Source organism: Microbacterium sp. NPDC007973 (genome assembly GCF_042958465.1).
Classification (GTDB): domain Bacteria; phylum Actinomycetota; class Actinomycetes; order Actinomycetales; family Microbacteriaceae; genus Microbacterium; species Microbacterium galbum.
Genome location: NZ_JBIBJJ010000003.1, coordinates 121975 through 140926, shown reverse-complemented (window position 1 = coordinate 140926; position 18952 = coordinate 121975). Strand labels below are relative to the sequence as shown.

The 18952-nt window shown below is 69.8% G+C and carries 12 protein-coding genes and 1 tRNA gene; 11 read left to right on the top strand and 2 right to left on the bottom strand.

What is annotated here, in order from left to right; translation table 11 throughout:
• The first annotated feature begins 11 nt into the window (after window positions 1–11).
• The 5 genes from gltB to ACFZA2_RS09530 all read left to right on the top strand — a co-directional run bounded on the left by gltB (window position 12) and on the right by ACFZA2_RS09530 (window position 8387).
• Window positions 12–4589 (top strand): glutamate synthase large subunit, encoded by a 4578-nt coding sequence (gene gltB, locus ACFZA2_RS09550; RefSeq protein ID WP_391403735.1) that lies wholly within the window; start codon window positions 12–14, stop codon window positions 4587–4589.
• A complete protein-coding gene (locus tag ACFZA2_RS09545; RefSeq protein WP_391403732.1) occupies window positions 4582–6048 on the top strand; it encodes a glutamate synthase subunit beta in 1467 nt (488 codons plus the stop codon). The genes gltB and ACFZA2_RS09545 overlap by 8 nt, the downstream gene beginning before the upstream one ends.
• Before the next feature lie 55 nt (window positions 6049–6103).
• Window positions 6104–7549, top strand: coding sequence for a pyruvate kinase (gene pyk, locus ACFZA2_RS09540; RefSeq protein WP_391403729.1), 1446 nt, complete (start codon window positions 6104–6106; stop codon window positions 7547–7549).
• Window positions 7550–7626: 77 nt separating this feature from the next.
• Window positions 7627–7707: transfer RNA gene (locus ACFZA2_RS09535), tRNA-Leu, on the top strand.
• A gap of 59 nt (window positions 7708–7766) precedes the next feature.
• A complete protein-coding gene (locus tag ACFZA2_RS09530; RefSeq protein ID WP_076675473.1) occupies window positions 7767–8387 on the top strand; it encodes an ANTAR domain-containing response regulator in 621 nt (206 codons plus the stop codon).
• A 100-nt stretch (window positions 8388–8487) separates the two neighbouring features.
• On the opposite strand, the gene ACFZA2_RS09525 is transcribed toward ACFZA2_RS09530, so the two are convergent.
• Window positions 8488–8922, bottom strand: a complete 435-nt coding sequence (locus ACFZA2_RS09525) for a hotdog fold thioesterase (protein ID WP_391403725.1) — start codon at window positions 8920–8922, stop codon at window positions 8488–8490.
• A gap of 83 nt (window positions 8923–9005) precedes the next feature.
• Here ACFZA2_RS09525 and polA point away from each other — a divergent pair, with 83 nt between their 5' ends.
• From polA to ACFZA2_RS09500, 5 genes are all read left to right on the top strand, one after another.
• Window positions 9006–11642: a DNA polymerase I gene (gene polA, locus ACFZA2_RS09520; protein WP_391403722.1), complete on the top strand. Its 2637-nt coding sequence runs from the start codon at window positions 9006–9008 to the stop codon at window positions 11640–11642.
• Window positions 11643–11722: 80 nt separating this feature from the next.
• Complete coding sequence (locus tag ACFZA2_RS09515) at window positions 11723–13399, top strand: DUF885 domain-containing protein (RefSeq protein WP_391403719.1); 1677 nt, start codon at window positions 11723–11725, stop codon at window positions 13397–13399.
• A gap of 97 nt (window positions 13400–13496) precedes the next feature.
• The gene (locus ACFZA2_RS09510) at window positions 13497–14549 is read left to right on the top strand and encodes an LLM class flavin-dependent oxidoreductase (RefSeq protein ID WP_391403716.1); all 1053 of its coding nucleotides are present in this window, start codon (window positions 13497–13499) and stop codon (window positions 14547–14549) included.
• Window positions 14546–15880, top strand: a complete 1335-nt coding sequence (locus ACFZA2_RS09505) for an MFS transporter (protein WP_391403714.1) — start codon at window positions 14546–14548, stop codon at window positions 15878–15880. Before ACFZA2_RS09510 ends, ACFZA2_RS09505 begins: the two co-directional genes overlap by 4 nt.
• Window positions 15881–16053: 173 nt before the next feature.
• Window positions 16054–16818, top strand: a complete 765-nt coding sequence (locus ACFZA2_RS09500) for an SGNH/GDSL hydrolase family protein (RefSeq protein WP_391403711.1) — start codon at window positions 16054–16056, stop codon at window positions 16816–16818.
• A 96-nt stretch (window positions 16819–16914) separates the two neighbouring features.
• Here the strand turns inward: ACFZA2_RS09500 and ACFZA2_RS09495 are convergent, their stop codons facing one another.
• Window positions 16915–17928, bottom strand: coding sequence for a hypothetical protein (locus ACFZA2_RS09495; RefSeq protein WP_391403708.1), 1014 nt, complete (start codon window positions 17926–17928; stop codon window positions 16915–16917).
• Between the two features lie 109 nt (window positions 17929–18037).
• Here ACFZA2_RS09495 and ACFZA2_RS09490 point away from each other — a divergent pair, with 109 nt between their 5' ends.
• Window positions 18038–18850, top strand: coding sequence for an SDR family NAD(P)-dependent oxidoreductase (locus ACFZA2_RS09490; RefSeq protein ID WP_391403705.1), 813 nt, complete (start codon window positions 18038–18040; stop codon window positions 18848–18850).
• The last annotated feature ends 102 nt before the right edge of the window (window positions 18851–18952 follow it).

The following is an 18952-nucleotide window of genomic DNA, read 5'->3' as shown; positions in this document are numbered from 1 at the left end:
GGACGGTTGATATGGCTTCCAGCCTGCGCTCCGACACCGTCGGAGGAGCATTCCCCGCCCGACAGGGAATGTACGACCCGTCGTTCGAGAAAGACGCCTGTGGCCTCGCCATGGTCGCCACTCTCCGCGGCGAAGCCGGTCACGACATCATCGACCTGGCGCTGACGGCGCTGCGCAACCTCGAGCACCGCGGCGCCATCGGCTCCGACGCGGGCACCGGTGACGGCGCCGGCATCCTGACGCAGATGCCCGACGCGTTCCTGCGCGCCGTGGTCGACTTCGACCTGCCGCCGGTGGGGGAGTACGCCGCCGGCATGGTGTTCCTGCCGCTCGGGCACGACGAGCGCGTCGCGATGAAGGCCGGGATCGAAGAGATCGCCCGCCACGAGAACCTCGAGGTGCTCGGCTGGCGCGAGGTGCCCGTCGAGCCCGAGAACCTCGGCAAGCTCGCGTACGAGGCACGCCCCGCGTTCGAGCAGCTCTTCGTGTCGCGCCCCGCCGTCGGCGACCAGCCCGCCCTGGCGGGTATCGCCCTCGACCGCCGCGTCTACCGGCTCCGCAAGCGCGCGCGCCACGAGCTCGAGGCGTACTTCGTCTCGCTCTCCAGCCGCACGTTGGGCTACAAGGGCATGGTCACGACGCTGCAGCTCGAGCCGTTCTACCCCGACCTGCAGGACGAGCGATTCGCGTCCGAGCTGGCCGTGGTGCACTCGCGCTACTCGACCAACACCTTCCCGTCGTGGCCGCTCGCGCAGCCGCTGCGCATGCTCGCGCACAACGGCGAGATCAACACCGTCAAGGGCAACCGCAACTGGATGCGCGCCCGCCAGTCGCAGCTCGAGTCCGAGCTGATCGGCGACGTGCGCCCGCTGCTGCCCATCTGCACCGAGGGCGCCAGTGACTCGGCATCCTTCGACGAGGTCCTGGAGCTGCTGACCCTCACCGGTCGCAGTCTGCCGCACGCGATCATGATGATGGTCCCCGAGGCCTACGAGAAGCAGGCCACGATCGACCCCGATCTGCGCGCCTTCTACGACTACCACTCCATGCAGATGGAGCCGTGGGACGGACCGGCCGCGCTCATCTTCACCGACGGCACGCTCGTCGGCGCCACGCTCGACCGCAATGGTCTGCGCCCGGGCCGGTGGACCGAGACCACCGACGGCCTCGTCGTGATCGGCTCCGAGACCGGTGTGCTCGACTTCGCGCCCGAGCGCATCAAGCGCCGCGGTCGTCTGCAGCCCGGACGCATGTTCCTCGTCGACACGGCCCAGCGCCGCATCGTCGAGGACGAGGAGATCAAGGCCGACCTCGCGGCGCTCCAGCCGTGGGGCGAATGGGTCGACAAGGGGCGCGTCAAGCTCAGCGAGCTACCCGAGCGCGAGCACATCGTGCACCCCATCGCCTCGATCACCCGTCGTCAGCGCACCTTCGGCTACACCGAGGAGGAGGTGCGCATCCTGCTGACCCCCATGGGCCAGGGCGGCGCCGAGCCGCTCGGGGCCATGGGCAGCGACGCTCCCGTCGCGGTGCTGAGCGACCGCCCGCGCCTGCTGTTCGACTACTTCTCGCAGCAGTTCGCGCAGGTCACCAACCCGCCTCTCGACTCGATCCGCGAGGAGGTCGTCACCTCGCTGTCGCTGGGTCTCGGCCCCGAGCGCAACCTCCTCGACTGGGGGCCGGACCACACGCGCACGGTGACGCTCGACTTCCCCGTCATCGACAACGACGAGCTCGCCAAGATCCAGCACATCGACACCGCCCTGCCGGGGCGCTCGTCGGTGACGATCCGCGGCCTGTACCGCGTCGAGGCCGGGCACAAGGGTCTGCAGAAGCGCCTCACCCAGATGTGCACCGAGGTCGACCAGGCCATCGAGGACGGCGCCGAGTTCATCGTGCTCAGCGACCGCGACAGCAACAAGGACCTCGCGCCCATCCCGTCGCTGCTCATGCTCGCGGCCGTGCACCACCACCTCATCCGCAAGGAGACCCGCATGAAGGTGGGTCTCGTGGTCGAGGCCGGCGACGTGCGCGAGGTGCACCACGTGGCCACCCTCATCGGCTACGGCGCTTCGGCGGTCAACCCGTATCTGGCGATGGAGACGGTCGAATACCTCGTCCGCGCCGGCTTCATCACCGGGGTGACGCCCGAGAAGGCCGTCAAGAACCTGATCTACGCGCTCGGCAAGGGCGTGCTGAAGATCATGTCGAAGATGGGCATCTCGACCGTGTCGTCGTACGCGGGCGCTCAGGTGTTCGAAGCCGTCGGCCTCTCCCGGGAGTTCATCGACGCGTACTTCACCGGAACCGAGACCAAGCTCGGCGGCGTCGGCCTCGACGTCATCGCGGCCGAGAACGCCGCGCGTCACGAGTACGCCTACCCCCAGGATGCCGCGGCGCGCGCGCACGAGCGCCTGTGGACGGGCGGCGAGTACCAGTGGCGCCGCGACGGCGCCCCGCACCTGTTCAACCCCGACACGGTGTTCCGCCTGCAGCACGCGACCCGTGAGCGCCGGTACGACATCTTCCGCGAGTACACGCAGCTCATCGACGACCAGGCGCACGAGCTGAAGACCCTGCGCGGACTCTTCGGCCTGCGCACCGGCCAGCGGCCCGCCGTGCCGATCGACGAGGTCGAGCCCGTCTCGGCGATCGTCAAGCGCTTCTCCACCGGCGCCATGAGCTATGGCTCCATTTCGAAAGAGGCGCACGAGGTCCTCGCGGTCGCGATGAACCGCATCGGCGGCAAGTCGAACACCGGTGAGGGCGGAGAGGACGTCGACCGTCTTCTCGACCCCGAGCGCCGCAGCGCCATCAAGCAGGTGGCATCCGGTCGCTTCGGTGTGACGAGCCTGTACCTGACCGAGGCCGACGACATCCAGATCAAGCTCGCCCAGGGCGCCAAGCCCGGCGAGGGCGGTCAGTTGCCGCCGACGAAGGTGTACCCGTGGGTGGCGCGCACGCGTCACGCGACCGCGGGCGTGGGTCTCATCTCGCCGCCGCCGCACCACGACATCTACTCGATCGAAGACCTCAAGCAGCTCATCTTCGACCTCAAGCGCGCCAACCCCTCGGCCCGCATCCACACGAAGCTCGTCAGCCAGTCGGGCATCGGCGCGGTCGCGGCGGGCGTCGCGAAGGCGCTGAGCGATGTCATCCTGGTCTCGGGTCAGGACGGCGGCACGGGCGCGAGCCCGATGAACTCGCTCAAGCACGCGGGCACCCCGTGGGAACTGGGCCTGGCCGAGACGCAGCAGACGCTCATGCTCAACGGCATGCGCGACCGCGTCGTCGTGCAGGTCGACGGACAGATGAAGACCGGCCGCGACGTCATCATCGGCGCCCTGCTCGGCGCCGAGGAGTTCGGCTTCGCGACCGCGCCCCTGGTCGTCTCGGGCTGCATCATGATGCGCGTGTGCCACCTCGACACCTGCCCCGTGGGCGTCGCGACGCAGAACCCGGTCCTGCGCCAGCGCTTCACCGGCAAGGCCGAGTACATCGTGAACTTCATGGAGTTCATCGCGCAGGAGGTGCGCGAGTACCTCGCCGCCCTCGGCTACCGCTCGATCGACGAGATCGTCGGCCGATCCGAGCTGCTCGATGCGAACGAGGCGATCCAGCACTGGAAGGCGCGCGGTCTCAACCTCGCGCCGATCCTCGAGGGACCGCGCTTCGCCGACGACGAGCCGCGCCGTCACGCCCGCAACCAGGATCACGAGCTCGACGACCACTTCGATGTGCAGCTCATCGAGCGCGCGCAGGACGTCATCGCGCACGGCGGCCAGCTCACGATCGACCTGCCCATCCGCAACACCGCCCGTGCGGTGGGGACCATGCTGGGCCACCACGTCACCAAGGCGCGGGGCGAGCACGGTCTGCCGGAGAACTCGATCGACGTGCGCCTGACCGGTTCGGCCGGGCAGTCGTTCGGCGCGTTCATGCCCGCCGGCATCACGCTGCGTCTCGAGGGCGACTCGAACGACTACGTGGGCAAGGGGCTCTCGGGCGGAACGATCGTGGTGCGCCCGCCGCGCGGGTCGTCCTTCGCCGCGAGCGAGAACGTCATCGCCGGAAACGTCATCGGCTACGGCGCCACGCAGGGACAGATGTTCCTCAACGGTGTGGTGGGCGAGCGCTTCCTCGTGCGCAACTCCGGAGCCACGGCGGTCGTCGAGGGTGTGGGCGACCACGCGCTCGAGTACATGACCGGCGGACTGGCCGTCATCCTCGGCGCCACCGGCCGCAACCTCGGCGCCGGCATGTCGGGCGGACAGGCCTACGTCTACAGGCTCGACCGCGACAAGGTGAACCGCGAGGCCACCGCATCCGGTGAGCTCGTCCTCGGAGCCCTCGGATCGGGGGATGCCGAGATCCTCCGCGACCTGCTCGAGAAGCACGTCGCGGAGACCGATTCCACGCTGGCCCGTCGTCTGCTCGACGACTTCGAGGCCGAGGTGGACAACTTCGTCCGGGTGCTGCCGCGCGACTACGCCGCTGTGCTGCAGACCCGCCAGGAGGCGGTGGCCGAGGGGCTGGACCCCGACGGCGACGTCGTCTGGACGCGCATTCTGGAGGTGACGGGTGGCTGACCCGAAGGGCTTTCTCAAGACCACGGAGCGGGAGCTCCCGAAGCGTCGACCGGTGCCCGTGCGCATCATGGACTGGAAAGAGGTGTACGAGCCGGGTGATTCGGCCGTCATCAAGCGCCAGGCCGGCCGCTGCATGGACTGCGGTATCCCGTTCTGCCACAAGGGGTGTCCGCTCGGGAACCTGATCCCCGAGTGGAACGACCTCACGTGGCGCGGCGAGGGCCGCGCGGCGATCGAGCGCCTGCACGCGACCAACAACTTCCCGGAGTTCACGGGGCGCCTGTGCCCCGCGCCCTGCGAGAGCTCGTGCGTGCTCGGCATCAACCAGCCGGCCGTGACGATCAAGCAGGTCGAGGTCTCGATCATCGACGAGGCGTTCGGCAACGGCTGGGTCGAGCCCGAGCCGCCGGAGCGTCTGACGGGTAAGACCGTGGCCGTCGTCGGCTCCGGGCCCGCGGGTCTCGCCGCCGCGCAGCAGCTGACCCGCGCCGGGCACACCGTCGCCGTCTTCGAGCGCGACGACCGCATCGGCGGTCTGCTGCGCTACGGCATCCCCGATTTCAAGATGGAGAAGCGCCACCTCGAGCTGCGCCTGCGCCAGATGCAGGCCGAGGGCACCCGCTTCCGCGCGGGCGTCGAGATCGGCAAAGACATCTCGTGGAGCGACCTGCGCGCGCGCTACGACGCCGTCGTGGTGGCCACCGGTTCGACCGTGCCGCGCGACCTCGCCATCCCGGGTCGCGACCTCGACGGCGTGCACTACGCCATGGAATACCTCGTCGAGGGCAACAAGGCCGTCGCGGGCGACCAGATCCCGCAGCAGATCAGCGCCTCCGGCAAGCACGTGGTGGTCATCGGCGGTGGCGACACCGGCGCCGACTGCATCGGTACGGCCCACCGCCAGGGCGCGCTGAGCGTGACGAACCTCGCGATCGGCAAGCAGCCGCCCTCCGAGCGTCCGTCCGAGCAGCCCTGGCCGATGATGCCGAACCTGTTCGAGATGGCATCCGCTCACGAGGAGGGCGGGGAGCGCACGTTCCTCGCCTCGACCGTGGAGTTCCTCGGCAATGCCGCAGGAGAGGTGCGCGCGCTGCGCGTGGCCGAGACCGAGTACGTCGACGGCCGTCGTGTGCCCAAGAGCGGCACCGAGCGCGAGATCCCCGCCGACCTCGTGCTGATCGCGATGGGCTTCACCGGCCCCGAGCGGGAGCACCTGGAGAGCCAGCTCGGCACGCAGTTCACGAACCGCGGCAACGTCGAACGCGACGCGACCTACGCCACGACGACGCCGGGCGTGTTCGTCGCCGGCGACGCGGGGCGCGGACAGTCGCTCATCGTGTGGGCCATCGCCGAGGGCCGCGCGGCCGCCGCCGAGGTCGACACCTTCCTCATGGGCGAAACGGTGCTCCCCGCGCCGGTGCGCCCGACCGATGTCGCCATCGGCCTCCTGCCCGCCTAAGCTGGCAAGGGCCGATCGGCCACTTCCCGAAAATCCTCACGGAGCTTGAAAACGGATGAGACGCGCCAAGATCGTCGCAACACTCGGGCCCGCCACGTCGTCGTATGAGATGGTTCGCGCCATCATCGACGCCGGGGTGGACGTCGCCCGCCTCAACCTGAGCCACGGAGACTACTCCGTGCACGACGCCAACTTCGCCAACGTGCGCAAGGCCGCAGAGGACGCCGGTCGCCCGGTCGCCGCTCTCGTCGACCTCCAGGGCCCGAAGATCCGTCTCGGCAAGTTCGAGAACGGTCCGCACGACCTGCTGCCCGGCGACATCTTCAAGATCACGATCGAAGACATCCTCGGCACCAAGGAGATCGTCGGCACGACCTTCAAGGGCCTGCCCCAGGACGTCCGCCCGGGAGACTTCCTCCTCATCGACGACGGCAAGGTGCGCGTGGAGGTCGTCGAGACCGACGGCACCGTCGTGACCACCAAGGTCATCGTCGGCGGTCCCGTGTCGAACAACAAGGGCATCAACCTGCCCGGCGTGGCCGTGAACGTCCCCGCGCTGAGCGAGAAGGACGAGTCCGACCTGCGCTGGGGCCTCAACGCCGGTGCCGACCTCATCGCCCTCTCGTTCGTCCGTGATGCCAAGGACATCGAGCGCGTGCACGAGATCATGGCCGAAGAGGGGCGCTACGTGCCCGTCATCGCCAAGATCGAAAAGCCGCAGGCAGTCGACAACCTCGAGGAGATCATCGACGCGTTCGACGGCATCATGGTCGCCCGCGGCGACCTGGGCGTCGAGCTTCCGCTCGAGGCCGTGCCGATCGTGCAGAAGCGCGCCGTCGAGCTCGCCCGCCGCATGGCCAAGCCCGTCATCGTCGCGACGCAGATGCTCGAGTCGATGATCACCAACCCCGTCCCCACGCGCGCCGAGACGTCCGACGTCGCCAACGCCGTGCTCGACGGTGCCGACGCGGTCATGCTGTCCGGCGAAACCAGCGTGGGCGCCTACCCCGTGGTGGTCGTCGAGACGATGGCCCGGATCGTGGAGTCGACCGAGGAGCACGGTCTCGATCGCATCGCGCCGCTGACCAACAAGCCCCGCACGCAGGGTGGCGCCATCACCCTCGCCGCCGTCGAGGTCGCGGACTTCGTCGAGGCGAAGTACCTGTGTGTCTTCACCGAGTCGGGCGATTCCGCCCGTCGCATGTCGCGCCTGCGCTCGACCATCCCGATGATCGCGTTCACGCCGGAGCCCGGCATCCGCCGTCGTCTCGCGCTGACTTGGGGCGTCCGCTCGACCCTGGTGGAGCACGTGTCGCACACCGACAAGATGTTCCTGCAGGTCGACGACTACCTGCTCACTCACGACCTGGCCAAGGTCGGCGACAAGGTCGTCGTCATCTCCGGTTCCCCTCCCGGAATCGCCGGTTCGACGAACGACCTGCGCGTGCACCGCGTGGGCGACGCCGTGCACGGCGCGGCCCCCGGGTACCAGGAAGTCTGAACCCTCACGACGCGCGCCGGAGACCCCGGCGCGCGTCGTGTTGCGTTCCCGCCCGGTACATTGGGAACGCAACACCTGCCGGTGTGGCGGAATGGCAGACGCGGGGCACTCAAAATGCTCTGTCGAAAGACGTGTGGGTTCGAGTCCCACCACCGGTACGCCCTATCGCATCCGCGGTCTCCCGTGGGTGCGCGAATCCACGTTCTAGGATGGTCTCGTGACTGATCAAGAAGCCGCCCCGGCCACTGCGCCGACCGCACCGCGTCGCGTCGTCGTCGCGGAAGACGAGTCGCTGATCCGCCTCGACATCGTCGAGATCCTCCGCGACAACGGCTTCGACGTCGTCGGCGAGGCAGGTGACGGCGAGACCGCCGTGCAACTGGCCACCGAGCTGCGTCCCGATCTCGTGATCATGGACGTCAAGATGCCGCAGCTCGACGGCATCAGCGCCGCCGAGAAGCTGAGCAAGAACCACATCGCCCCCGTCGTGCTGCTGACGGCGTTCAGCCAGAAGGAGCTCGTCGAGCGCGCCAGCGAGGCCGGCGCCCTGGCCTACGTGGTCAAGCCCTTCACGCCGAACGACCTGCTGCCGGCGATCGAGATCGCCCTGGCGCGGTACGAGCAGATCATCACGCTCGAGGCCGAGGTCGCCGACATGGTCGAGCGTTTCGAGACCCGCAAGCTCGTCGACCGCGCGAAGGGTCTGCTGAACGAGAAGATGGGCCTGAGCGAGCCCGAGGCCTTCCGCTGGATCCAGAAGGCGTCCATGGACCGCCGCCTCACCATGCAGGACGTCGCCAAGGCGATCATCGAGCAGCTGGCGCCCAAGAAGGGCTGACCGCAGCGCTTTTCGAGAATGGATGCCACGTGCGTGGCATCCATTTCTCGTTCGGCCCGGACCCTTCGGCAGGCTCAGGGTCCTCCCGCGCGAACCCGGGTCAGGGCTGCGGGGCGTCCTTGATCATGTTCGTGATGCGGATGGTCGAGCAGCGCCGGCCCTGTTCGTCGCTCACGGCGATCTCGTGGACCGTCAGCGAGCGGCCGAGATGGATCGGGGTGCAGACGCCCGTGACGATGCCCGAGGTGGCCGAACGCGTGTGCGTGGCGTTGATGTCGATGCCGACCGCGAGCTTGCCGGATCCGGCGTACAGATTGGCCGCCATCGACCCGAGCGACTCGCCGAGGACGACGTAGGCGCCGCCGTGCAGGAGACCCACCGGCTGGGTGTTGCCCTCGACGGGCATGGTCGCGACGCTGCGCTCGACCGAGAACTCGACCCACTCGATGCCCATCTTCTCGGCGAGGGCCCCCATGCCGCGCTCGCGCGCCCAGTCGAGGCCAGTGCGGGTGTCGGGAGTCGTGGAGCTGCTCATCGTCGCCTTCGTCGTACCGGGCGGGACGGCCGCGAATCGGGCCGAGCCGGGGGAGTGTCCGTGGTTCTCGTTACGCTGGGAGAGTGACGGATGCCGAAAAGCCTACTCTCCTCGTCGTCGACGGCCACTCGCTGGCCTACCGCGCGTTCTACGCGCTGCCGGTCGACAATTTCTCGACGAAGGACGGCCAGCACACCAACGGCATCTACGGCTTCCTGTCGATGTTCGTGAACCTCGTGAAGGCCGAGAAGCCCACGCACCTCGCCGTCGCCTTCGACACGTCGCGGCAATCGTTCCGCACGCGCGAATACACGGAGTACAAAGCCAACCGCAGCGAGTCACCGGCCGAGTTCAAGGGGCAGATCCCGCTCCTGCAGGAGTGCCTGGCCGCGATGGGTGTTCCGGTCTTGAAGAAAGAAGACGTCGAAGCCGACGACATCCTGGCGACCCTCGCCACGCAGGGGGAGGAGCAGGGCTTCACGGTGCTGGTGTGCTCGGGTGATCGCGACACCATCCAGCTCGTGACCGATGACATCACACTGCTCTATCCCAACGTGCAGGGCGTGTCGCAGCTCAAGCGCTACGACACCGACGCGGTGATCGAGAAGTACGGGCTCCCGCCGGCTCAGTATCCCGAGATCGCCGCCCTGGTCGGCGAGACGAGCGACAACCTGCCCGGTGTGCCGAAGGTGGGCGAGAAGACCGCCGTCAAGTGGCTGACCCAGTGGGGGTCGCTCGAGGCCCTCCTCGACAACGCCGACAAGATCACCGGCGTCGTCGGCAACAACCTGCGCGAGCACCTCGACGCCGTCAGGCGCAACCGCGCGCTGAACCGCCTGCTGCGCGATGTCGAGCTCCCGGTCGGCCCGAACGACCTGGCCGTCCAGCCGCTCGACGCGCAGGCCGTCCGCGATATCTTCGCCCGCCTGGAGTTCCGCACGCTGCTGCCGCGCGTCTTCGACGCGCTGGGCGCCGAGGGTGGCGTCGTCGAAGAGGTCCGCCCGACCGCGACCGCTCCCGCGCCGCAGCGCCTCGACCCCGCGGCCCTCGCGGCGTGGGCGACTGACGCGCGCGGCGAGGTGGGGGTCACCCTCAGCCTCTCCGGTTCCGTGCCCACGGCGATCGGTCTCGCGTCGGCTGACGCGGCCGTCGAGGCCGAGTGGAGTCCGGCCGTCCGCGACGCGCTGGCGCCGTGGCTGGCATCCGATGCCCCCAAGGTGTTCTGCGATGCCAAACCCCAGATCAAAGCCCTCGCCCGCGAGGGAGTCACGGTGGGCGGCGTGGCATTCGACGTGCTGCTGGCCGGATGGCTCGTTCGCCCGAGCTTCCCCGACAAGTCGCTCGCCGACCTCGTGGAGCGCGAGCTCGACGAGAAGCTGCCGGTCGCCGATCCCACCCAGCTCGTCCCCGAGACGGAGGGCGCGACTCCCGGCCAGCTGTCGTGGTTCACCCGCCGCGTCGCCGAGGCGCAGCGCGCGACGCTGCCCGAGAAGGTCGCCTCCGTGCTCGACGACATCGAGCTGCCCACCCTCACGGCGTTGGCCGACATGGAGCTGGCCGGGGTGGCCGTGTCGCACGAGAAGCTGTCCGGGTTCTCGGCCGAGCTCGGTGCGCGCGCCGACGTCCTCGCACGCGACGCCTACGCGGCGATCGGACACGAGGTGAACCTCGGCTCGCCCAAGCAGCTGCAGGAGGTGCTCTTCGACGAGCTCCAGCTGCCCAAGACGCGCAAGACCAAGAGCGGCTACACGACGGATGCCGCTGCCCTCGCCGATCTGCAGGAGAGCGCTCCGCACCCGTTCCTCGACCTGCTGCTGCGCCACCGCGAGGCGACGAAGCTCAAGCAGATCATCGACGCCCTCGACACCGCGACCGGCGCCGACGGACGCATCCACACGACGTACGTGCAGACGGGCAGCCAGACCGGCCGCCTGTCGAGCACCGACCCGAACCTGCAGAACATCCCGATCCGCACCGAGGAGAGCCGTCGCATCCGTGCCGCGTTCGAGGTCGGCGAGGGCTACGAGACGCTGCTGACCGCCGACTACTCCCAGATCGAGATGCGCATCATGGCGCACCTCTCCGGCGACCCCGGTCTGATCGAGGCGTTCAACTCCGGTGAAGACCTGCACCGGTTCGTCGGCGCACGCGTCTTCGGTGTCGACCCGCAGGACGTCACGCCCGCGATGCGCACGAAGGTGAAGGCGATGTCGTACGGCCTCGTCTACGGACTGTCGGCCTTCGGCCTGTCGAAGCAGCTGCGCATCGAACAGTCCGAGGCCAAGAAGCTCATGCTCGAGTACTTCGCCCGCTTCGGTGCGGTGCGCGACTACCTGCGGGGCTCGGTGGAGCAGGCCCGTCAAGACGGCTACACCGAGACGATCTTCGGTCGACGCCGGCCGTTCCCCGATCTGACCAGCATGAACCGGGTCCTGCGCGAGAACGCGGAGCGCGCGGCGCTGAACGCCCCCATCCAGGGCAGCGCCGCCGACATCATGAAAGTCGCGCTGTTCCGCATCCGCGACGAGTTGGCATCCGCGGGACTGCGTTCTCGCGTGCTGCTGCAGATCCACGACGAACTCGTCGTCGAGGTCGCGGCGGGGGAGTGGGATGCCGTGGAGGGCATCGTGCGCGCGCGCATGGCCGACGCGGCCGACCTGTCGGTGCCCCTCGACGTGCAGATCGGTCGCGGCGGCGACTGGGACGAAGCGGGTCACTGATCCCGGCCACCCCTCCTCCCCGACGCCTCCACCGGCGGGGGCGGGGTGCGCCATCGCTGAGCCTTCCCTAGGCTCGGAGGATGACTGACGCACACCGCAGCCCCACGCCGATCGACACGATCGCGGACGCGTGGGTGGACACCCTGGCCGAGCGCGAGCCGACGCTGGCGACCTACATCGGCCGGTTCGAGCACAACGGCCGCTTCGGCGACTACAGCCCCGAGGGGGCCGAGGCCCTCGTGTCCGATGCGCGCGCGACGCGGAGCGCGCTCGAGACCGCCGAGCCCCTCGACGCGATCGACACGGTCACGAAGATGGATCTGGGTCGCGAGCTCGACCTGATGATCGAGCAGCACGAGGCGAAGACGCATCTGCGCGACCTCAACGTCATCGCCTCGCCGGCGCAGGACATCCGCTCCACCTTCGACCTCATGCCGACCGCGACGGTCGAGGACTGGTCGACGATCTCCGAGCGCATGAAGGCGCTCCCGGCTGCGATCGACGGGTATGTCGCGACGCTCCGTCGCGGAATCGCCGAGGGCGTCGTGCCGGCCCGCCGTCAGGTGACCGAGGTCGTGACGCAGATCGCCCGCTACACGTCGGACACGGGGTTCTTCGCCGAGTTCGTCGGCGATGCCGCTCCCGAAGAAGGCCAGCTGCCGGCATCCCTCGCCCGCGACCTGTCCGCCAACGCCAACGCCGCACGCGTGGCCTACGACGCTCTCGCGACGTTCCTCGCGGGCGAGCTCGCCCCGGTGGCGGGCGACGTCGACGCCGTCGGCCGCGAAATGTACGCGCTGCACTCGCGCCGCTTCCTCGGGGCCGAGATCGACCTCGACGAGACGTACGAGTGGGGCGTCGAGGAGCTCGCGCGCATGGTCGCCGAGCAGGAGGCCATCGCGAACGAGATCCTGCCCGGCGCGAGCGTCGAGGAAGCCGTGGCCTTCCTCGAGAAGGACGAGTCGCGCAAGCTCCGCGGAACGCAGGCCCTGCAGGAGTGGATGCAGCGCACCAGCGACAAAGCCGTCGAGGAGCTGGGTCGCACGCACTTCGACATCGCCGAGCCCATCCGTCGCCTGGAGTGCATGATCGCGCCCACGAACGAGGGCGGCATCTACTACACCGGTCCGACCGACGACTTCTCCCGACCGGGTCGCATGTGGTGGTCGGTGCCGGAGGGCGTCGACACGTTCGACACGTGGCGCGAACTCACGACCGTCTACCACGAGGGCGTGCCGGGCCATCACCTGCAGATCGCTCAGGCCGTGTACAACCGCGCAGAACTCAATTCGTGGCGCCGCCTGCTGGCCGGCACCAGCGGGCACGCGGAGGGCTGGGCCCTCTACGCCGAGCGTCTGATGGAGCAGCTCGGCTACCTCGATGACCCCGCCGACCGTCTCGGCATGCTCGACGGGCAGCGCATGCGCGCGGCGCGCGTGGTGCTCGACATCGGCGTGCACCTGCAGAAGCCGCGCCTCGACGGCAACGGCACCTGGGATCACGACTACGCCCTCGCCTTCATGCTGAAGAACGTCAACATGAGCGAGGAGTTCGTGCGCTTCGAGGTCAACCGCTACCTCGGGTGGCCGGGGCAGGCGCCGTCGTACAAGGTCGGCCAGCGCATCTGGGAGCAGGTGCGCGAGGAGGAGCAGGAGCGTCGCGGCGCGGACTTCTCGATGAAGCAGTTCCACACCCGGGCCCTCGACATCGGCGGCGTCGGTCTCGACACGCTGCGCACAGCTCTGGCATCCGCCTGATTCCCCGAGGGGTGCCGCTGCGGCGGCGCCCCTCGTCGATGCGGGGGAATACCCCGAGCACGCGTAAAGTTCATTCATCCGAATGCAAGGAGACCCCATGGACGTTCGCCCTCTCGAGCTCGGCCTCGACACCTTCGGAGACATCTCGCGCGGCCCCGACGGGTCGCTGCTGTCCGATGCGCAGACCATCCGCAACGTCGTCGACCAGGCGGTACTGGCCGACCAGGTGGGCGTGTCGTTCTTCGGGGTGGGGGAGCACCACCGCAAGGACTTCGCCGTCACCAGCCCCGAGATCGTCCTCGCCGCGGCGGCCGCGCGGACGCGGGACATCCACCTCGGCACGGCCGTCACGGTCCTCTCCAGCGACGACCCCGTGCGCGTCTACGAGCGGTTCGCGACCCTCGACGCCGTCTCGCACGGGCGTGCCGAGGTGATCCTCGGGCGTGGATCGTTCATCGAGTCGTTCCCGCTCTTCGGCTACGACCTCGCCGACTACGAGGTGCTCTTCGAGGAGAAGCTCGAGCTGTTCTCGCTCCTCCTGCAGGAGAGGCCCGTCACGTGGTCGGGCCGCACGCGCCCCGCCCTGCAGGACGCCGACGTCTACCCGAAGACCGAGAACGGTCTGAAGGCGTGGGTGGGGGTCGGGGGCTCACCCGAGTCGGTCGTGCGCACGGCGCGCTACGGGTACGGCCTGGTCCTCGCGATCATCGGCGGCTCGGCGGCGCGGTTCCGTCCGTACGCGGACCTGTACCGCCGCTCGCTCGCCGAGCTCGGCAAGCCGCAGATGCCCATCTCGGTGCACTCGCCCGGGCACGTCGCCGCCACGGACGAACAGGCGTGGGAAGAAGCGTACGAGGGCGTCGCCGAGCTGAACAACACCATCGGGCGCGAGCGCGGCTGGCCGGAGTACAACCGCCTGCGCTTCCAGCACGACGTCGGCCCCGAGGGCTCGATGTACGTGGGCTCGCCCGAGACGGTCGCCCGCAAGATCGCCGCGACCGTGCGGGCCCTCGGCAACAGCCGCTTCCAGCTCAAGATGGCCAGCGGGTCGATCTCGCACGACCACCTCCTGAGCAGCATCGAGCTGTACGGCACGCAGGTGCGGCCGCTCGTGCACGACATGCTCGCCGACGCTCCCGCCGCCCGGTGACCACGAGCACCGACACCGTCCGGGTGTCCGAGCGTCTCGACGCCCTCCCGTTCACCCGGCGGCACGGCAGGATCCTCGGCGGATCGGGGCTGGGATGGGCCCTGGATGCCATGGACGTCGGGCTCATCTCGTTCGTCATCGCCGCGCTCAGCGTGCAGTGGCAGCTGGCCCCGACGCAGGCGTCGTGGATCGCGTCGGCGGGGTTCGCCGGAATGGCGATCGGGGCGAGCGTCGGCGGACTGCTCGCCGACCGTTTCGGCCGCCGTCACGTCTTCGCCCTCACCCTGCTGGTGTACGGCGTCGCCACCGGCGCGAGCGCCCTCGTGGGAGGGCTGGCGGCGCTGCTCGTGCTGCGCTTCGTCGTCGGATTGGGCCTCGGGGCGGAGCTGCCCGTGGCCTCGACCTACGTCAGCGAGTTCGCGCCGGCGCGCATGCGGGGGCGTCTCATCGTCTTCCTCGAGGCGTTCTGGGCGGTCGGATGGACGGCCGCCGCGGTGATCGGCTACCTCGTGGTGCCGTCGTCCGCCGACGGCTGGCGGTGGGCCTTCGCCCTCGGCGCGATCCCCGCGGTGTACGCGCTCGTCGTCCGGTGGGGGCTGCCCGAGTCCCCGAGGTGGCTCGCCTCGCGCGGACGCAACGCGGAGGCGGTCGTGATCGTGCGCGACCTGGAGGCCGCCGCCGGTCGCATCGCCCTCGAAGCGTCGACGGAGGGGGTCGCGGCATCCCCTCCCGCCCCCCGGCCGCGCGTGAGCGCACTGTGGGCACCCGCCCTCCGCGCGCGCACCGCGAGCCTGTGGGTGCTGTGGTTCTGCGTGAACTTCTCGTACTACGGGGCGTTCATCTGGATCCCGACGATCCTCGTCTCGCAGGGCTACGACCTCGTGCGCTCGTTCGGTTTCACCCTGGTGATCACGCTCGCCCAGCTGCCCGGCTACGCCGTCGCGGCCTGGCTGATCGAGGCGTGGGGCCGCCGTGCGACACTCGCGACGTTCCTCGCCGGATCCGCCGTCTCGGCCGTGCTGTTCGGCACGGCATCGGGCGAGGTCGCGGTGATCGCCGCGGGCATGGCCCTGTCGTTCTTCAACCTCGGCGCGTGGGGCGCGCTCTACGCCGCCACCCCGGAGACCTACCCGACGGCCCTGCGCGCGACGGGCGCGGGGTGGGCCGCGGGTGTCGGGCGCATCGCATCCATCCTCGCCCCTCTCGCGGTGCCGCCACTGCTCGGGCTGGGGGGAGCGCCCCTGCTCTTCGTCGTCTTCGCGGCGTTCTTCGCCGTCGCCGTCGTCGCCGCGCTTTTCCTGCGCGAGCAGCGGGGTCGGGCACTGGCGTAGCCCCGCTTTCCCCAGCGCAGCCGCTCACGGAGGCCTGTTCCCTTGATTCGGGGCGGATTCCACCGTTCGGCGCGCGAACCATCCGCCCGAACGTCGGAATGCGCCCCGAACCGGTGAGCATGGCGGGCGACCGACTGCGCGTCGCCTGTGCGTCGCGCGCGTAGGCTCGGGGCATGGCATCCGTGCGCTACGTCGCGATCGGCGACTCGTTCACCGAGGGAGTCGGCGACGAACTACCCGACGGCACCGTACGAGGCTGGGCCGATCTCGCAGCCCAAGGGTGGGCGGATGCCGCGGGGGAGCCGATCGAGTACGCGAACCTCGCTATCCGCGGCAAGCTCATCGAGCCGATCGTCGCGCAGCAGCTCGAGCCCGCGCTCGCGCTGAAGCCGACCCACCTGTCGTTCAACGGCGGCGGCAACGACATGCTGCGCCCACGGACCGGCATCGAGCGCATCGTCGACCTCTTCGACCACGTCGTTCGCCGCTGCGACGAGGAGGGCGTGCAGCTCATCATGCTCTCCGGTGCGAACCCCTCGGCGGGGCTGCCGCTCGGCAAGCTCATCGAAGCGCGCGGTGACCGCCTCTCCCACGCGGTCGAGAAACGCCTCGAGACACGGCCCGACGTGCTGACGGCCTACAACTGGTTCGACCGGGAGCTGGCGGGCGCGGAGTTCTGGTCGGTGGACCGCCTGCACATGAATCCTCGCGGCCACCATCGCGTCGCCGCCCGCGTGATCGAGTCCGTCGGCCTCACCCCGCCGGGGGAGTGGTGGCGTCTGCGCGAGATCCCCGAGACCGAGCGGCTGAAGGGCTCCGCCTACTATCGCGAGCACGTCGCGCCCTGGGTGCGGCGGCGGTTGACCCGCACGTCGTCGGGCGACGGCCGCGAGCCGAAGTTCGGCGGCCGATGGGTGACTCTCGAACCCCTGACCTGACGCGCGGCTCCGGCGTCTGCGGCGCCCCGCGCCCGCTGGTCCGTCACGCGCGGCACGTGCCCCGTCACCCCCCACGCGTGTATGCCCGCGCCTGTGTCACGAGGCACGGCACGGCGCCGTCAGCGAGAGGTGCAGCAGTCCGTCGATCGTCGACCTGTCGCGCGCGGCGAGCCGCACGACGCCGTTGTCGCGGAGGTCCTCCTGCATCGCGCGATCGGCGGAGAAGCCCTCGGCGTCCCACGCCGCGAGGATCGACGCGTACGAGGCGCTGTTGTCGCCCGTCGCGAAGACGAGGGCGATCCCGGTCGTGCCGTCGCACGGCAGATCGGATGCCGCCGGGGCCTCGACGAACGCCCCGTCCGCGTCTCTGACGGGTGCGGTCGCGGCATCCAGGGTCACCTGCACCATGCGGGCCACCTCAGCGCGCGTGTCACCGAGAAGCGGAGCGGGCGCAGGCCCCTCCTCGGACTGTCGAGCCGCCGGCTCCGCCGTGGGCGTGGGAAGCGGCGCCTGCCCATCCGGCAGACCGCACGAACCGGATACCGGACCGGCGAGCACCGGAAGAACGAACGTGGGACCGGTGAGGCGGGACGACCGCACGCGCAGGTTCTCGCCGTCGCTCACGACCCGGTAGTCCCCGTCGGCGAAGGGGTGCCCGCCGTCGCGAGCCGTCCCGCTCGCGACGAGCGTTCCCGTCAGCCCGTCGACTCGGAGCACCCGCACGTCGGTCTCGTCCCACGGCCGACGTTCGCTGACCACGTAGCCGCTCCGGCACCCGTCCACGACGAGAGGCACGACGGTTCCGCCTGTCGTGAACGCCGCGAGGAGCAGCGCGCCGAGAAGCACCACGCCCGCCGCCAGGCGCAGCGGTACGAACAGCAGCAGCCACCACCGCGGAGCCCGGATCGCGCACAGGACCACGAGCAGGAGCAGAGCGGATGCCGGTCCCGCCACGGAGAGGATCGCGTCGGCATCCCACGATCCGACGACGACCTCGGTCCTCCCGTCGCCGCGCGCTCCGACGGCGATGACGATCGTCAGCAGCGCGAGGCACAGCATCAGCAGTCCGGTCGCCGCGAGAGCCACGGCCGTCCGGGGACGGCGCCTCATGGCGCGGCGAAGACCGTGCCCCCGATCGATCGTCATCGCGTCAGCCTGTCAGCGTTCGCTGGATGAGAACCGCATTTCTCTCTCCCGCGGAGGGGAGGAGGATGAGCGCATGACTACTGCGCTCGTCACCGGCACCTCCAGCGGCATCGGCCTGCACACGTCCATCGGACTCGCGAAGGCGGGTGTCGCGGTCATCGCGACGGTGCGCGACGTCTCCCGCGCCGACGCGTTACGCGAGGCCGCCGCCCGGGCGGGGGTCGAGCTCGACATCCGCGCTTTGGAGGTGACGGATGCGGCTGCGGCCGAGGCTCTGATCGACGACGTCGGCCCCGTCGACATCCTCGTCAACAACGCCGGTCGGGGCGCCGTCGGCACGCTCGAGCAGCTGTCGGACGCCGATCTTCTCGCGCAGCTCGACACGAACTACCTCTCGGTCGCCCGCCTGACCCGTCTGGTGCTCCCCGGTATGCGCGAACGCGGCCACGGACGCATCGTCACCGTCACCAGCGTCGGGGGAGCGGTCGGACAGCCGTTCGCCGACGCGTACTGCGGGGCGAAATTCGCGGTCGAGGGGCTGATGCAGTCCCTCGCTCCGGTCGTCGCGCCGTTCGGCATCGACGTCGCGATCGTCGAACCCGCCGCCGTGGCATCGTCGTTCACCGAGTCTGTGCACCGTGCTCCGGCCGGCCCGTACACCGAACTGCAACAGGCTTACCTCGACCGCACGGCCGCGTCGTTCGCCGCCGCGCAGTCGGCGGAGGATGCCGCGATAACCGTCGTAGAGGCGGCCACCACGTCGGAGCCCAAGTTCCGGTGGCAGACATCCGAGGCCGCGGTGCGCTTCGCGGGCCTGTCGCTCGGCGACCTCGACGGCTCGCGGGTGATCGGCGTGACGTCGGAGTGGATCCGCACGGGATCCTGACTCCGGCGGAGAGACAGCGCACGGGTTTCCCTCGGCGCGGGGGATCCGCTCAATCGACGCAAGCTGACATAATGTGCATTATCGGCTTACCTCAGCAACAGC

What these genes read in the sequence shown, in the direction of transcription:
- gltB (WP_391403735.1), top strand. Translation starts at nt 12, where the DNA reads ATGGCTTCCAGCCTGCGCTCCGACACCGTCGGAGGAGCATTCCCCGCC.
- pyk (WP_391403729.1), top strand. Translation starts at nt 6,104, where the DNA reads ATGAGACGCGCCAAGATCGTCGCAACACTCGGGCCCGCCACGTCGTCG.
- ACFZA2_RS09525 (WP_391403725.1), bottom strand. Translation starts at nt 8,922, where the DNA reads ATGAGCAGCTCCACGACTCCCGACACCCGCACTGGCCTCGACTGGGCG.
- ACFZA2_RS09515 (WP_391403719.1), top strand. Translation starts at nt 11,723, where the DNA reads ATGACTGACGCACACCGCAGCCCCACGCCGATCGACACGATCGCGGAC.
- ACFZA2_RS09510 (WP_391403716.1), top strand. Translation starts at nt 13,497, where the DNA reads ATGGACGTTCGCCCTCTCGAGCTCGGCCTCGACACCTTCGGAGACATC.
- ACFZA2_RS09500 (WP_391403711.1), top strand. Translation starts at nt 16,054, where the DNA reads ATGGCATCCGTGCGCTACGTCGCGATCGGCGACTCGTTCACCGAGGGA.
- ACFZA2_RS09495 (WP_391403708.1), bottom strand. Translation starts at nt 17,928, where the DNA reads ATGAGGCGCCGTCCCCGGACGGCCGTGGCTCTCGCGGCGACCGGACTG.
- ACFZA2_RS09490 (WP_391403705.1), top strand. Translation starts at nt 18,038, where the DNA reads ATGACTACTGCGCTCGTCACCGGCACCTCCAGCGGCATCGGCCTGCAC.